The following is a 14419-nucleotide window of genomic DNA, read 5'->3' as shown; positions in this document are numbered from 1 at the left end:
GTAAAACATTTTCTATAATGATCATAATACATTACTATAAAAGACTTCAATGGCAATATGAGCATAGTTCCAATATTTATAAAGTGATCAAAACCAGTAACTTAAAACCAGCCCCGCAGCTAATAACAGTCCAAAGGCGGTATTGGTTTGGGCGGTGGCCTGCATAGCCGGCATCATTTCCACCGGACGGGTCTTGCCATGGAAGCCGCGGACGGCCTGCCGTGCTTTAGGAATACTGGCCAGACTCAGCAAGGCCCAGGGAGAAACAATTCCCATCAGCACCAGGCCAGTAACCCAGAGATAGGAAAAGGTAAACAATACCGCCAGAAGATTAATTGCATTGCTCCTACCCATCAATATTGGCAAGGTCCGGCGGTTTTTGGCCCGGTCACCGTCAAGATCCCGGATATTATTGGACAGCAAAATACCCCCGATGAGCACGGTAATGGGCACTGACACCAGTACACTCTCCAAACTTACCGAGCCGGTCTGGATAAAGAAGGAAATAAGAATAATGGTGGTGCCCATTAACACCCCGGATAACAATTCCCCCAGCGGGGTGTAGGCAATGGGCCAGGGACCGCCCGTATAAAGATAGCCGGCCGCCATGCAGCCAAGGCCCACCAGGGCTAGCCACCAGCTGCTTGCGGCGCAAATGTAGACCCCGGCGACAACAGCCAGGGCATAAAAGGATATGGCTATGCGCAGTACAGTGGATGGCGGAACCCCGTCACGAACGATGGTACCGCCTATGCCCACCGATTCGGGGGTATCCAGCCCCTTTACATAATCATAGTATTCATTAAACATATTGGTGGCCGCCTGGATAATAAGTGACGCCAACAGCATGACCAAAAACAGTGGAACATTAACTTGTCCCGCGTGAAGGGCCAGTGCGGTACCAACTGATACGGGAACAAAGGCGGCTGTTAAGGTATGGGGCCGCAGCAGCCTCCACCATACTCGCCAGTTTGTTTTTTTGCGCTGCTTGATCATCTGCTTCACCGTCCGGTCGAAGGGTATGAACAAAAACGTTCATCGGCATGGTGCCGGTCACTGTTGTCTATTTTCCCTTTCATCCACCCGATACTGCAATTATCCCTGTGGTCAAAGGGGGGAGCAAAGGGTTTGATGTCTAAAAGAGGTGTCCCGTCAACAACATCCACTTCACTGATGTGCAAAATATTGCCCTCAATGCTCTCCAGGCGCACCACCGATAGCCCGATGGGGTTGGGGCGTTTGGGTGCCCTTGTGGCAAATACACCGTGCTCCACGTCTTCCAAAAAGGGTTTAACAGTTAAGGACCAACCCCGGGACAAATGGAAATGGTAAATAAGTATAAGATGCGAAAAACCGTCCAAATCCCGCAAACCCGGCACATAATCAGGGTTCAGGTCGATATATCCTTTGGCCTTCCCGGCCAGTGCAGCCTGGATGGGAGTGCCCCGGGGAGTTTTATGGTCACTGTGGATAGTTCCAATGGGTTGGTATTGTATCACCATGACTTGGCCTCCGTTTAAATTTTATTTAATTATAACATCATTGCTATTGACTAACCCGGAGATAAGCGGTAAAGATTAAATTTATCCTTCTATAAAGCTCTTATATGAAGCTGGTTTTACCACCCGGCCCTTACAGGTTCGGTTACAGGGTAGCTGTGCATTTTCCCAGCATGTCTATAAGGCCCTGTGGGTCAATGATTAAATACAGGGCGGCCAGTATAAGGGGTTGGTGAACAAGGTAAATAACCAGGGTATGCCGCCCAACTACAGTAAGGGGAAGGAAATATTTGCCCAAATCCCCGGTGAGACTCTTCCTTTGTTGGTACACCAGCTTACTTATGGCTATGCCCAGCAAAAATACCCCTAACCACGGAATCAGCGGGAAGTAATCCACGGAGGAAAAGCTTGGTCCCCAAAAGCCCAGCGGCACCAACCAGTTTTGGCTGACCGGTATTTGGGCGGTGAATTCTCCGGCAACAATAACAGCGGCACCGCCGGCGACCAGTATATAAGGGGGGAGGTTTTTGAAAACCGGGTAAAGTAACAGGCAAGTGCCTAAAAAGTGCAATATGCCGAAGATAATGTTTGATCCCGGTACAGTGATATATGTCACCAGGAAAATGACCGAGCCCCAGATAATTAATTTGACACCCCGCAGGGTGTTATTTTTACTGAAAGAACAGCTTACTCCGGCAATTAATATAAACAATATGGCAGCTGACTTACCCAGTAAATAAAATACGCCTTCATTATAGGCGATATCGTAATTGAAAAATTCATTAAGGTCGTAAAGAAAATGATAGGTAACCATTAAAATGAGAGCAAAGCCCCTGAGCATATCGATTTCCCATAAACGCGTGTTGCTCCGCTTTTCCATGTATAATTCCCTCCGCCATGCCTACTGGCAATATAACAAACAAGGTGCTTAAATGGCAAGCAAAAAGGGATTGAAAATTATGTCGAAATAACAAGGTGTAAAGCAAAGGTTTTTCATTATAGTAAAATTTTTTTCACATTGCGGCATTTCATTATAGTAAAATAATAATATGATGGATTTGAATAATCAATTGCTTAAGAAGGGGGGTAAGTTTAACAAGGCATTCAATATTTATACGCGGTACAGCAGCAATAGGTTTGCAATACATATGCAGGAGAATAGAGGGGAAAAGGTTTGAATATTATTGTCAAGGATAATTACGCTGAGCTTAGTAAATATACGGCCGGGCTAATTGCCAGTTTTATCAAAAAAAAGCCGGATTGTGTGCTGGGGCTGGCCACTGGAAGCACACCCATAGGCACCTATAAAGAACTTGTAAGAATGCACAGGGAAGATGGACTGGACTTTTCCAACGTAAAAACTTTTAACCTTGATGAATATTTGGGGGTTGGTATTAATTTAGAACAACCATATGAATTGGACCAAAGTTATGCCAGGTTTATGTATGAGGAATTGTTTAAACATATTAATATTAAAAAGGAAAACATACGCATTCCCGATGGGCTCACCAAAGATCCGGAAAAGCATTGCCAGTGGTATGAGGAAGAAATTAAAAAGGCAGGGGGAATTGATTTACAGCTTTTAGGCATTGGTGGTGACGGTCACTGGGCATTTAACGAACCGGGATCGTCACTTGCCTCAAGGACAAGAATCCAGGCTTTAACAAAACAAACCCTCGATGACAATTACGAGAGTTTCTATAAAAAAGCCGGCATAGCAAGGGAGCAAATGCCGCATTTTGCCATCACAATGGGCGTTGGAACAATTCTGGAGGCAAAAAACATTATCATGATTGCAAATGGTATAAAAAAGGCCGGTGTGGTTGCAAAAAGCATTGAAGGCCCCATAACTTCCCAAATTACCGCTTCGGCGATACAACTGCACAGCGGTGAAATTACAGTTGTGCTCGATAAAGAGGCTGCCTCCAAACTAAATAACCTGGAATATTACCTGCATATAGAAAAGCTAAAGCGTGATTACGGTTTGTGTTAATCCTGAAAATAGCGTGAGGTAATTTTCATCCTCCGCTGGTGCCGCGTTGGCGGCACGGGTGTCCAGTTAGAAAAACTCTTCTTTTTCTTCCTTAGTGTAAAAAAGCTTCATAACATTTTCGTCAGCCAGTGTTCCTTCACATTTTAGGAGATATGCTTCGGCGTTAACCCTATTGGTTAAGGCTTCCTTTTCCAAAGCCGCAATTTTCTCGGGTATGCCTTTGTCAGAGAGTAATTTTTTAACTTCGTTAAAAATATCTAAACTACCATACAGAAATTGACCTTCATCAAGAATTTTTGAAGCAACCATGGATTCAAAACAATCAAACTCCATTTGGGCACGTGCTTTTGAAATGTCTTTAACAATATAATCGATCTCTTCTTTATAACTGGGGTTCTTGAGAAGAAAATTCTTTTCGTTGTATATAGCCAGGTCGAGACCTTTAATAATGTTATCGGGCAGGTCCCGGGTAATAACAACAATATCAAGATCAGAACCTTGCACAAGCTCTCCGGTGGAGGTTTCGGGCCTGGGCTCAAGGTGCGACATTCCATAAGCTACGTCGCCCGCAATGATGAAACAAGCGCATTCTTTAATAATTTGTGAATCCTCGAGGGATTCACAAATTTTTTTTATTACCTCACGGGCCAGTTCCAGTTTGTTTTTGCTTATTTGCACTATTTCCTGCTGTAGCAACTCCGCTCTTTTGGATATCTCTTGCAGGTTGTTTACAGTGCCTATGATGGTATAACCATAAAACTCCCTTATTATGGAGGGTGAAAGCCTTGCATATCCCTCCACTTGCTTATCCAGCCTGAGGTACCTTTTACCAATTGTTTGTGTTATTATTTTTTCTGAGCTATTACAAATTTTCCACAAGCTAAACTGATCTATTTTTGTTTTTTCAAGAAGGGATTTGCCGGTTAAAGGTCCTTCGGTTTCCAATAAGTTAACAATTTTATCTATTTGCATTTTATTTGCCGCCAGCTTCCTTTATTGAAATTTTATCTCGTAAACCTTCACTAAGATTCCTGCCTCTTTGGGCGAAAGTCTAAGCGGTGATAAACTTGAAATAAGTGTGACTAAGGTCAGGTGGGGTCAAAATCCCACCTGAACCAGGTCTTATTTATCATGGACTAATATTTGTTTTAAACTACGGCTATATTCTTTGGTGTAATAAACAATGCCAATTGAACCGGGGCCTACATGTAAGCCTATTACAGGTCCTATGGAGCCAATGGGTAAACTTATCCCCAGCCAGTCTTCAATAAGCTGGAAGAAGATTTACTTTACTTGTTTTTCAAGCTGCTTTAGGTAGTTTCTAATATCGTGGTTGGCCATGGCGCCCCCGGCTTGAAAGGATATGGTATAGGGATAATTAACATGCTTGTAAACCCAAAATTTATTAAATATTGGTGATAACGTAACCCTGTTGGGGTTCTTGGGGGCTATATCCATGTCATTGACGACCCGGATGCTGTTTTTGACTAATCTATTGTATACTGAAGCAAAATCATAATTACCGGTGCGAGGGGCGCCGAAATTTAACATGATGGGATTTTTGTGTTTTGTGTTGACGGCAACATCCAGGGCGTTTAATACAGCCAACCCGCCTCCCAAACTGTGCCCGGTAATATATATTTTTAAATGCGGGGACATGCCTTCCAGTGTATTTAAAATATTATCCCGGCACGAACTATATATATGATAAAAACCTCTATGTACTTTGCCGGCATTGGGTGCGAATTGATAATTTGTTTGGGCGACACCCAGGTCAGTGATCCAGTCCCTTCTGGACAGTGAACCCCTAAAGGCAATGATAGCATCATTTTCCGACTCAATAATGTAACCAAACCATTCAAAAACCCGTAAAACTTTGGCTTTAAAAACTTGCACCAGACTGTACCCGCCGGGTACAATCAATTTACCATCATATTTAAACTGTTTGTAAGTCTGAACACACGCTTTGGCCAGGAAAATCATTTTCTTTATGTCCAATTCCTCTTCAAATTGGCTTGTAGACATAAATTGTCACCTTGATTCCGGTTTATCTTTGTTCTAAAATACAATACCTAATGAAAATTTATAACAGCCCGGGTAATTTTGCAACTTAAAGGAGTGAAAACATGGTCCGAAAAAGCAAACAGCAGGAGAATATATTCACACCCTCCGGTCACCAGGTGGACAGGGATTTAATGAAAGTGTCGGTAAAGGTTTCCCCGTCACTGCAAGCCCTAATCGCCAACCAGATTGATTTGATAGAGATGCTGGAGGGCAAAGCGGCTAAAAACCCTGTATTAGTGGAGCAGCACCGGGTGGAAGTGCTGCAGGTGGAAGAGGAAATAGCCAGTGCGTTTTCAAATTATCTACAAAAAAAGGAAAAGGCCAGAGAGCAGCGGTTGAAGAAAAAACAGTTAGTGAATGAAGGTAAATCACTGAGCGATGGTGAGGATTCCGGTAAGGCGATGGTTGAAGAACAACCCGTGGTGCAGCGGCAAATGCGTAATCAAGGGGATACGGCGGTTCCCTTTGAAATTGAAGGCGGAACCGGAGGCGGTATATACACGGACAAACCGGTTTTGGACAGAAAAGAAGTTGGGGAACCGGTGCCGGACACGGCTGACCGTTTACTAGAGTATGACATGCACTTTGATATTGAACCGGCCAGCCACGGGCCGGGTCTGCCATCATCCAGGTATGTAAATGCCAATCGTTCCGCAGTTGCAACCGGCGGGGTGGATGTGCGGCGGGTAGCTTTGGGTGCCTCCATAAGGGCTTTACAAAGCTTCCTTGGCCGGGAACTAAGTGAAGATGAAATCAAGTTTCTGGAAACCCAGGTGGACAATAATTTGAAATAAAAGCGTACCAGGTGCTGCCGGCCGGGTAAGTTGAAAAAGCACTTTTTTCATGTTATACATAATTACATAATTTTTTGCCGGAAAGGGTATAACTGGCTAAATATGATTTATCAAGCAACTGTGAGAGGGGGTGTAATAAAAATGGCTGTAAACGAGATGGTATTAAAAACATTGCAGGAAGCTCAAGAACCTTTAAAGGCAGGGGATATTGCTGAGAAGGCGGGTATTGACAAAAAGGAAGTGGACAAAGCCATCAAGGCGTTAAAAAAGGAAGGGAAAATCACCTCACCCAAAAGGTGTTACTATGCTGCAAGTGAATAGCCGTATGTGCCGGTATAGCGGTTATCTTGCCGGATTGTCGTTTGTAAACGTTATTTAAGGCTTTGGTGCCGGGTGCTTCCAGGGTTGAAAAATTAAAATCTTTCAACCCTGGAAGCACCCGGCACCAGCGTTTGCACCACAGAAACCGGTTAACGTGTAAATCATAAGTTGATTTCGCGTAGACATTTCGAACAGTCTCTAAAAGAGGGCTTGTCAGCCCTCTTTATCTTTATTAGCTAAAATTTAATTATATGGCACCACGTCCGTAGCCAGCTTGCGAATATGTTGTTTTTCCTGGTTGATTAACTTACCAATTATCTCCCGGCCTGAGTCGTCCACCACATTATATAACTCCTGGAAAATCAGTATGGAATCCTTTTCAAATCGAAGTGCTATGGCCAGAGCTTCCCGGGTTACTGTGATGCCGTCAATCAGCTTGTCAATATTGTCATGATTGAATACGTGGTTGTCAATAAGTGCTTTTATGTAGTCACTGTATTCACCCACGTAACTTTCATTGGGGGTAAAGTCATTACTCAATTTGGCGCCCAGGGATTCAAAATCGCTGATGTGCTGTTTTTCTTCCCCGGCCAGATATTCAAATATACCCTTAATTTCCGGGTCGTCAACTTTTCCGGCTGCTATTTCATAAAACTTCTGACCCTGCTTTTCAATGGTCACTGCCAGCCGTACAATTTCTTCACCGCTGAAATTAGTAATACTCCACGCCATGCACATGCACCTCTCATTTCTTATTATCTTAACAATTTATTTTTACTGCATCCTTGGACGACCGGCGGCCAGCATACGGCCATATGCGGCGGCCTGTTCCAATGCATGTTGGTGTTTTAAAATATCGCCTTTATCATCCACACCGTCAAAACACAGTTGGGCCAGTAATTCCACCTCCAGCATTTTGAAAAAATACTGAACCACCCGCTGGGCACCTGTGAAAACTCCGGGCAGGGTAGTACCCGCACAGCTGATAAAAATACCTTTGCGGGGAGTCCTGTTATTACCGGTTATTACATTACGCTTCAACAGGTATTTAGTGGCCCAAAACTGCTGGGCCCGGTCAATGAGCATTTTGGCCTGGGCGCAAATGCCCATGGAAAAAATGGGGGCGGCGACAATCAAACGGTCGGCAGCCAGTATTTTTTCATAAATAACCCTGGCATCATCGTCAATTACACAGCGGCCTGTTTTGTTACAGCCGCCGCAAGCCTGGCAGGGCCTGTAATTATACCCTGCCAGGTACAGGTAATCGGTTGTACATCCTGCGGCCGCACAGGCATCCAGCGCGCGTTTGGCCAGTATGGCGGTATTACCGTTTTTTCGGGGGCTGCAGGCCAGCGCCAGGCAACTGATAGTCATTGTTTCTCAACTTTCCGGTGAAAACTCATCTTTGCCGACGCCGCATACAGGGCATGTCCAGTCATCCGGTAGTTTGTCGAAGGGGGTGTTCGGTGCTATGCCGTTTTCCGGGTCGCCCTGGGCCGGGTCATAAACATACCCGCACACATTGCATACATAGTTATTCATGTTCGCTTTCCTTTCTATTTGTTTTGGCACATAGGCCGGGGCTGTTTTGGGTACGGAACCTCTTTTAATTTGGTGATAATAGGCATATGTCATGGGGATGCCTTCCAAAAGCACTTCGGCGTTGGTAATACGGCCGATAAAGATGTGGTGCGTTCCGGCATCCACCTGGTGTATTACTTCGGCCTCCAGGCAGGCCAGCACGTGCTCGGTTATGCAGGGAACTCCGCTGGTGCCCGTTTTGTAGTTGATGTCCTTGAACTTGTCCACTTCCCGGCCGGATTTAAATCCAAACTGTCCAATCAGCGACAGGGGAGCTTCCTGGGCCAGTATGGACACCCCGAAAACTTTGCTTTCCCTGATAAACTCATTGGTTAAGTTTTGTTTGTTAATGCTCACCGCCACGGTGGCCGGGTCGCTGGAAATTTGAAAAACCGTATTGGCTATCTGCCCGTTGATTTGCTGGCCTTTTTTGGATGTAATGATATACAGGCCGTAACTTATTTTATGCAGGGCCTTTAAATCCAATATTTATACCCCCTTTGGCGCTTTGCTAAATACTATTGCCGTTTAGTGGATGATTGAAACCGGAAAAACGGGCGTTTATTAATAATTGGGTTGCCACAGTTCATAAAAACTTTTCGGGTGGGCACAGGCCGGGCAGCTTTCGGGAGCCTCGGCACCCTCGTGCAGGTACCCGCAATTGCGGCATTTCCAGGTTACCTTTTCGGAACGCTTGAAAACTCTGTCCTGCTTAATATTTTCCAACAAGGCCAGGAATCTTTTTTCATGGCCGTCTTCCGCCACGGCAATGGCCCGGAATACAGACGCGATTTGTGGGAAGCCTTCCTCTTCGGCAATTTTGGCAAATTCGGGATACATCTCGGTATGCTCGTGATTTTCTCCTGCTGCGGAGGCTTGCAGGTTTTCTATTGTGGTGCCGATTTTACCGGCGGGAAAGGCGGCAGTGATTTCAAGGTCTCCACCTTGCAAGAATTTAAACAGGCGCTTGGCGTGCTCTTTTTCATGATCCGCTGTCTCAGCAAAAATGGCTGAAATTTGCTCGTACCCTTCTTTTTTAGCCACGCTGGCAAAGTAGTTGTAACGGTTTCTGGCCTGGGATTCACCGGCAAAGGCGGTGAGAAGATTTTTTTCGGTACGGGTTCCTTTAATATTCAAAATAAATCCCTCCTCATTTTCTAAAATTACTATTTATTATGTTAAAAAATCCAAAACAGCAAACATTCAAGCTTTCGTTCAAGTTTACAGCTAACCTCTGGGATTGCCCCGCATGACCTGGTGAGCTGCGTATTCAACAACAAAACGGTCCTTTTCAGCCAGGCATTCCGGGCAGACCCAATCACCGGGCAGTTCTTCAAAGGGAGTACCGGGCGCCACTTCACCGGCACCCCGGGCCGGGTCATATACATAGCCGCACAGTTCGCATACCCATTTATCCATTAAGTGTTCCCCTTTTCGTTACTCCCATTTCCAAAGGCCGTGCAGGTTGCAGTATGCCCGGGCTGTAATGTCGCCGGCGCTGATGTTGAATACCGCTTCGGGTTTATCCCCTGCCTCCAGGTACTGCCTGTATGTTTTGCCGTCGTCAGTTGTTACTTCAATCCACTCAATGTAGTGCTTTTCCTCCATCGGGTGTGCTGCGCTGCCCACCTTGACCGTTACCTGGTCGCCGGCCTTTTCCACCACTGGCACATGCTTTTCCCGGGAGGCGTCCACGGTATTCTCCACCTGCAGTGTCATGGGTTGGTTACAGCAAACCAGTTGACCTATACTCGCATGCACAACTTCCACCATATTACCGCAAACGTCGCATTTGTAGACTTGTCTTAATTCAGTCAATTTTAGAAGCCTCCTTTTTTTAATTTAATTAATGTATTGGTTGCGTATTGCACATGTCTATCTTTAGTGGTTATTTATAAAAAATAAACAGGTGTAACGTATATTTATTTTTACACAACCTTTATTATTTTATAATGATTGTAAGTTAATAATAACGGGATGTCAATACTTTCGGAGGATATTTTTCGGTTATTTAATTCGGCTGTATTATAGATCGAAAAAACTGCCGGGGGTGAGATATTCCTTGCGATGGGACTAATATATACTATATTAATTACCTGGTGTTTAAATAATTATTAATTTTTTCTTTCATATAAAAATGGTCATCTGATAAAAATGGCCACCTGAAAGCAACCACCACAAAAACTCCCCGTTATGCCGGGAGCGCATTATTCAGCTCTATAGATTTATTTTATAATGGTAACCGGTATATCAGATTTGCCCAGCACCTTATAGCTTACGCTGCCCAGCACCATACTTTTCAAGGCACCCATGCCCCGGCTACCCATGATGATGTGATCCACATCATGTTCATTGGCATACTGTATTATGGTATCGGCCGGCTCTCCTTCCATGAGAGCGATTTGCACCGTTAAACCTGCATCCATAAAAGCGTTTCTTGCCTTTTCCAGGGCAATTCCGGCATGGGATTCCGTAAACGGGTGGATTACGCTGATAACGGTAACCTGTATATTGGGGTTTTCCCCAGCCAGCTTAACGGTGTAATGGACAGCCCGCATAGCATTGTCGGAACCATCGACGGGCACCAGAACATGCATTTATGATTCCCCTTTCTTACTCCGTTATACAAAAGTAACTGTTGTTTGATATTATAAGTGGTTGAAATATTTTTCACAATAACAGGGGGATGAAAATCTTTCAAAAAAATTTATTCAAAGTATTGACAAGTGAATAACTGTTGGTTAAGATAAAGTCAAGGAAGGTCAAAGTCAAGGTTAAATATTGCGGTTAGTACATTTATCGTCCTTTAAACACTGTTATTTGGGGAGTTATAGCTGTAATTGGTCTGTTTAATAATAATATTGGACTAGCGAAGCCCTTTACACCAATATTTTATTCGAGGAGGTTTTAAAAATGGGAAAAACTGTGGGTATTGACCTTGGAACCACCAATTCGGTGGTGGCGGTGATGGAGGGCGGCAAGCCCACGGTCATCGTAAATGCCGAAGGAGCTCGTACCACCCCGTCGGTGGTGGCTTTCAAAAAAGACGGGGAAAGGCTGGTGGGCCAGGTGGCCCGGCGCCAGTCGGTGTTGAATCCTGAAAATACACTGTATTCCATAAAACGTTTTATCGGGCGGAGGTATTCCGAAGTGGCCGGTGAGCGGGAGCTGGTTCCCTACAAGGTGGTGGCCGGTCCCAATGATGCAGTGCGGTTTGAAATTAACGGTAAGCTCTATGCCCCCGAAGAGATTTCGGCCATGGTACTGCGCAAGCTGGTGGATGATGCCTCCAAATACCTGGGGGAAACCGTTACCGATGCCGTGATTACCGTGCCGGCCTACTTTAACGATGCCCAGCGGCAGGCTACCAAAAATGCGGGCAAAATAGCGGGTTTAAACGTGCTGCGGATCATTAATGAGCCCACGGCGGCGGCCCTTGCTTACGGGCTGGATAAAAAGGCCAACCAGACCATACTGGTATTCGACCTGGGCGGTGGTACCTTCGATGTATCCATTCTGGAAGTGGGGGACGGGGTATTTGAAGTGAAGTCCACCAACGGGGATACCCACCTGGGCGGTGATGATTTTGACAAGGCCATTGTTGATTGGCTGGCGGTAGAATTTAAAAAGGATTATGGCATAGACCTGCGCAACGACAAGCAATCCCTGCAGCGGCTGACTGAAGCGGCTGAAAAGGCCAAGATGGAGCTTTCCACCACCATGGAAACCCAGATCAGCCTGCCCTTTATCACTGCTGATGCCACGGGTCCCAAGCACCTGGAAACCAAGCTGACCCGGGCTAAATTTGAAGAGATGACCCGCCACCTGGTGGAGCGCTGCCGGGGTCCGGTGCAGGCGGCTTTGGCGGACGCCAAATTATCAGCCCGGGACATTGACGATGTGATACTGGTGGGTGGTTCCACCCGGATACCGGCGGTGCAAAACCTGGTGCGGGATATGACCGGCAAACAGCCCAACCAAAGTGTCAACCCCGATGAAGTGGTGGCCGTGGGTGCAGCCGTGCAAGGCGGGGTACTGTCTGGGGAAGTAAAAGACGTGCTGTTGTTGGATGTCACCCCGCTGTCCCTGGGGGTGGAAACCCTGGGCGGTGTAATGGCCAAGATTATTGAGCGTAATACCACCATTCCGGTGCGACGGGGTCAAGTGTTTACCACCGCCGAGGATAACCAGCCCGCCGTGGACATTCATGTGCTGCAAGGCGAGCGGGAAATGGCCCGGGATAACCGTTCCCTGGGGCAATTCAAACTGGAGGGTATCCGCCAGGCGCCACGGGGCGTGCCTCAAATTGAAGTTACCTTTGATATAGATGCCAACGGTATTTTGAAAGTAAGTGCCCGGGACAAGGAAACGGGCAAGGAGCAGGCCATTACCATTACGGGTTCCACCAGCCTGGACCAGGCGGAAATAGATCGCATGGTTAAGGAAGGGGAAATGCATGCTGCCGAGGACAAAAAGCGCAGGGAGGAAGCCGAACTGCGCAACGAGGCAGACGCTTTGCTTTACCAGGTGGATAACCAGCTCAGGGATCTGGGGGATAAGGTGCCTGTGCATGACAAAGCCCGCATTGAGCAAATGCAAAACGATTTGAGAACCGCTCTAAAGGAGAACGCAGCTGCGGACCGTATCCGCGCCCTGGTCGATGAGCTGAAACAGGCGGCCTACAGCCTGTCCCAGGTGGCCTACCAGCAGGGAGGCCCCGGATGTGGTACCCGCGCCGGTACCGGTAATTGCGGAGACGCCCGGGCCGGGGATGACGACGACGTGGTGGATGTTGATTACGAAGAAAGACCCAACGCCTAAATTAAGCAAAGGACTACCCGGCAAGAAGGCAGGTGAGCAATAAATGGGTGTAGCCTATCAGGACTATTATAAGGTCCTGGGCGTCAGCCGTGACGCCACTGAAAAGGAAATCAAGGCGGCTTATCGCAAGCTGGCCCGCCAGTGGCACCCTGATGTGCATACCGGCAAAGGGAAAGAAGAGGCTGAAGAAAAATTTAAACTAATTAATGAAGCCTATGAAGTATTAAAGGACCCCGAAAAAAGAGCCAAATATGACCAGTTGGGAGCCAACTGGCAGGCGGGGCAGGATTTCAGGCCGCCGCCTGACATGGAGGGATTTCATTTTTACACTGATTTCACCGGCGGGGCCGGGGGGTTTAGCGATTTCTTCGAAATGCTGTTTGGCGGTGCGGGGGGCGGCGGTTTCGGCGGGGCCGGGCGCGGAGTGCGCCGCGGCCCGGTGCGCGGCCGGGATATTGAGGCCGAACTGGAGTTAACTTTAGAAGAAGCCTACCGGGGTGGTGAAAAGGTGCTGCAGCTGGCCAACCGGGAAGTATGCCAAGCTTGCGGCGGCACGGGGTATGATAACGACGGCTTTTGCCGCCGCTGCGGGGGCGCCGGTGAAACAGCGGGCCACAAGACCCTGACGGTGAAAATTCCCCCGGGGGTGCGCCAGGGCAGTCGCATTCGGCTGAAGGGCCAGGGGGGCGAAGGCCTGGCCGGGGGCGGCAAGGGAGATCTGTACCTGAAGGTGCGGCTGGCGCCCCATCCTGTTTTCAAGGTGCAGGAGTTGGATTTGGAAACCGAGATAACCCTGCGGCCCGATCAGGCTGTGCTGGGCGACAAAGTTACGGTGCCCACCCTGGATGGTCCTGTAACCATGAAGGTGCCACCCGGCACCCGTGCCGGTAAGCGCCTGCGGTTGCGGGGCAAGGGAATGCCCGGGCGGGATGGCCGGGGCGACCAGTACGTACGCATTAAAATAGATATTCCGGGGCAGTTGTCGGTGGAGGAAGAGCAGCTTTACCGGCAGCTGGCTGCGTTAAGGAAAGGGGTGTGACCGGTGCGGCAATTTTACCTGCAATTATATCGACATACCCTGTCCGACGATAACGAAGACGCCTGGGTGGAGTTATCCGGCCTGGGCTTGCATCCCGATATGATACAGCAGTTGGCTGAATTCGGTATAGTGGAAGTCCGGCAAGGCCGGGTGCCGGTGCGGCATGCCCGTCGGCTGCACAGGCTGGTGCGCCTGCGCCAAAACCTGGGGGTAAACCTACCCGGGGCGGCTGTCATACTGGATTTGCTGGAGCGTATAGAACATTTGGAGGATGAAATAGAAAAATTAAAGAGGAACCGTTAAATTA

18 protein-coding genes are annotated in these 14419 nt (G+C 47.4%); 6 read left to right on the top strand and 12 right to left on the bottom strand.

The genetic code is table 11. The features are described 5' to 3' along the window. Positions 1-87: 87 nt before the first annotated feature. The 3 genes from LX24_RS10965 to LX24_RS10955 form a co-directional block, all read right to left on the bottom strand. Positions 88-996, bottom strand: a complete 909-nt coding sequence (locus tag LX24_RS10965) for a 1,4-dihydroxy-2-naphthoate polyprenyltransferase (protein WP_166512200.1) — start codon at positions 994-996, stop codon at positions 88-90. A 5-nt stretch (positions 997-1001) separates the two neighbouring features. Next, entirely contained in the window at positions 1002-1502 is a 501-nt protein-coding gene (gene tsaA, locus LX24_RS10960; RefSeq protein WP_166512199.1) for a tRNA (N6-threonylcarbamoyladenosine(37)-N6)-methyltransferase TrmO, read from the bottom strand. 142 nt (positions 1503-1644) lie between these two features. Continuing rightward, positions 1645-2379 carry a heparan-alpha-glucosaminide N-acetyltransferase gene (locus LX24_RS10955; protein WP_166512198.1) on the bottom strand — a complete coding sequence of 245 codons (735 nt, stop codon included), beginning with the start codon at positions 2377-2379 and terminating at the stop codon, positions 1645-1647. Between the two features lie 294 nt (positions 2380-2673). Between LX24_RS10955 and nagB the strand changes: the two genes are divergently transcribed. Continuing rightward, positions 2674-3492 carry a glucosamine-6-phosphate deaminase gene (gene nagB, locus LX24_RS10950; protein WP_166512197.1) on the top strand — a complete coding sequence of 273 codons (819 nt, stop codon included), beginning with the start codon at positions 2674-2676 and terminating at the stop codon, positions 3490-3492. Between the two features lie 66 nt (positions 3493-3558). Here nagB and LX24_RS10945 read toward each other — a convergent pair whose 3' ends face one another. Beyond that, positions 3559-4464, bottom strand: coding sequence for a hypothetical protein (locus LX24_RS10945; RefSeq protein ID WP_166512196.1), 906 nt, complete (start codon positions 4462-4464; stop codon positions 3559-3561). A 312-nt stretch (positions 4465-4776) separates the two neighbouring features. Beyond that, a complete protein-coding gene (locus LX24_RS10940; RefSeq protein ID WP_166512195.1) occupies positions 4777-5517 on the bottom strand; it encodes a lipase family protein in 741 nt (246 codons plus the stop codon). A 101-nt stretch (positions 5518-5618) separates the two neighbouring features. Here LX24_RS10940 and LX24_RS10935 point away from each other — a divergent pair, with 101 nt between their 5' ends. Both LX24_RS10935 and LX24_RS10930 read left to right on the top strand, forming a co-directional pair. After that, positions 5619-6350: a hypothetical protein gene (locus LX24_RS10935; RefSeq protein WP_166512194.1), complete on the top strand. Its 732-nt coding sequence runs from the start codon at positions 5619-5621 to the stop codon at positions 6348-6350. Between the two features lie 141 nt (positions 6351-6491). Beyond that, positions 6492-6671: an HTH domain-containing protein gene (locus LX24_RS10930; RefSeq protein WP_166512193.1), complete on the top strand. Its 180-nt coding sequence runs from the start codon at positions 6492-6494 to the stop codon at positions 6669-6671. Between the two features lie 243 nt (positions 6672-6914). Here the strand turns inward: LX24_RS10930 and LX24_RS10925 are convergent, their stop codons facing one another. From LX24_RS10925 to LX24_RS10895, 7 genes are all read right to left on the bottom strand, one after another. After that, on the bottom strand, positions 6915-7403 hold the full coding sequence (locus tag LX24_RS10925; RefSeq protein WP_166512192.1) for a ferritin-like domain-containing protein: 489 nt from the start codon (positions 7401-7403) through the stop codon (positions 6915-6917). A 42-nt stretch (positions 7404-7445) separates the two neighbouring features. Further along, positions 7446-8045 carry a flavodoxin family protein gene (locus tag LX24_RS10920; protein WP_166512191.1) on the bottom strand — a complete coding sequence of 200 codons (600 nt, stop codon included), beginning with the start codon at positions 8043-8045 and terminating at the stop codon, positions 7446-7448. 6 nt (positions 8046-8051) lie between these two features. Beyond that, entirely contained in the window at positions 8052-8738 is a 687-nt protein-coding gene (rd, locus tag LX24_RS10915; protein ID WP_207706592.1) for a rubredoxin, read from the bottom strand. 78 nt (positions 8739-8816) lie between these two features. Continuing rightward, positions 8817-9389 (bottom strand): rubrerythrin, encoded by a 573-nt coding sequence (gene rbr / locus LX24_RS10910; RefSeq protein WP_279233212.1) that lies wholly within the window; start codon positions 9387-9389, stop codon positions 8817-8819. Positions 9390-9479: 90 nt separating this feature from the next. Next, positions 9480-9671: a rubredoxin gene (locus LX24_RS10905; RefSeq protein WP_166512190.1), complete on the bottom strand. Its 192-nt coding sequence runs from the start codon at positions 9669-9671 to the stop codon at positions 9480-9482. 18 nt (positions 9672-9689) lie between these two features. Further along, positions 9690-10070: a desulfoferrodoxin gene (locus LX24_RS10900; protein ID WP_166512189.1), complete on the bottom strand. Its 381-nt coding sequence runs from the start codon at positions 10068-10070 to the stop codon at positions 9690-9692. Between the two features lie 407 nt (positions 10071-10477). Next, positions 10478-10849: a universal stress protein gene (locus LX24_RS10895; protein WP_166512188.1), complete on the bottom strand. Its 372-nt coding sequence runs from the start codon at positions 10847-10849 to the stop codon at positions 10478-10480. A gap of 316 nt (positions 10850-11165) precedes the next feature. On the opposite strand from LX24_RS10895, the gene dnaK reads away from it, so the two are divergent. Genes dnaK through LX24_RS10880 form a run of 3 tightly spaced genes read left to right on the top strand, consistent with a single transcriptional unit; the run spans position 11166 to position 14415 of the window. Further along, positions 11166-13073, top strand: a complete 1908-nt coding sequence (dnaK, locus tag LX24_RS10890) for a molecular chaperone DnaK (RefSeq protein WP_166512187.1) — start codon at positions 11166-11168, stop codon at positions 13071-13073. Between the two features lie 43 nt (positions 13074-13116). Then, positions 13117-14112: a DnaJ C-terminal domain-containing protein gene (locus LX24_RS10885; protein ID WP_166512186.1), complete on the top strand. Its 996-nt coding sequence runs from the start codon at positions 13117-13119 to the stop codon at positions 14110-14112. A 3-nt stretch (positions 14113-14115) separates the two neighbouring features. After that, positions 14116-14415 (top strand): chaperone modulator CbpM, encoded by a 300-nt coding sequence (locus LX24_RS10880; protein WP_166512185.1) that lies wholly within the window; start codon positions 14116-14118, stop codon positions 14413-14415. Positions 14416-14419: the final 4 nt, after the last annotated feature.

Source organism: Desulfallas thermosapovorans DSM 6562 (assembly GCF_008124625.1).
GTDB classification, from domain to species: Bacteria; Bacillota; Desulfotomaculia; order Desulfotomaculales; family Desulfallaceae; genus Sporotomaculum; species Sporotomaculum thermosapovorans.
Note: the sequence above shows the minus strand (reverse complement) of the source record. Positions and strands in the feature narration are given on the sequence as shown.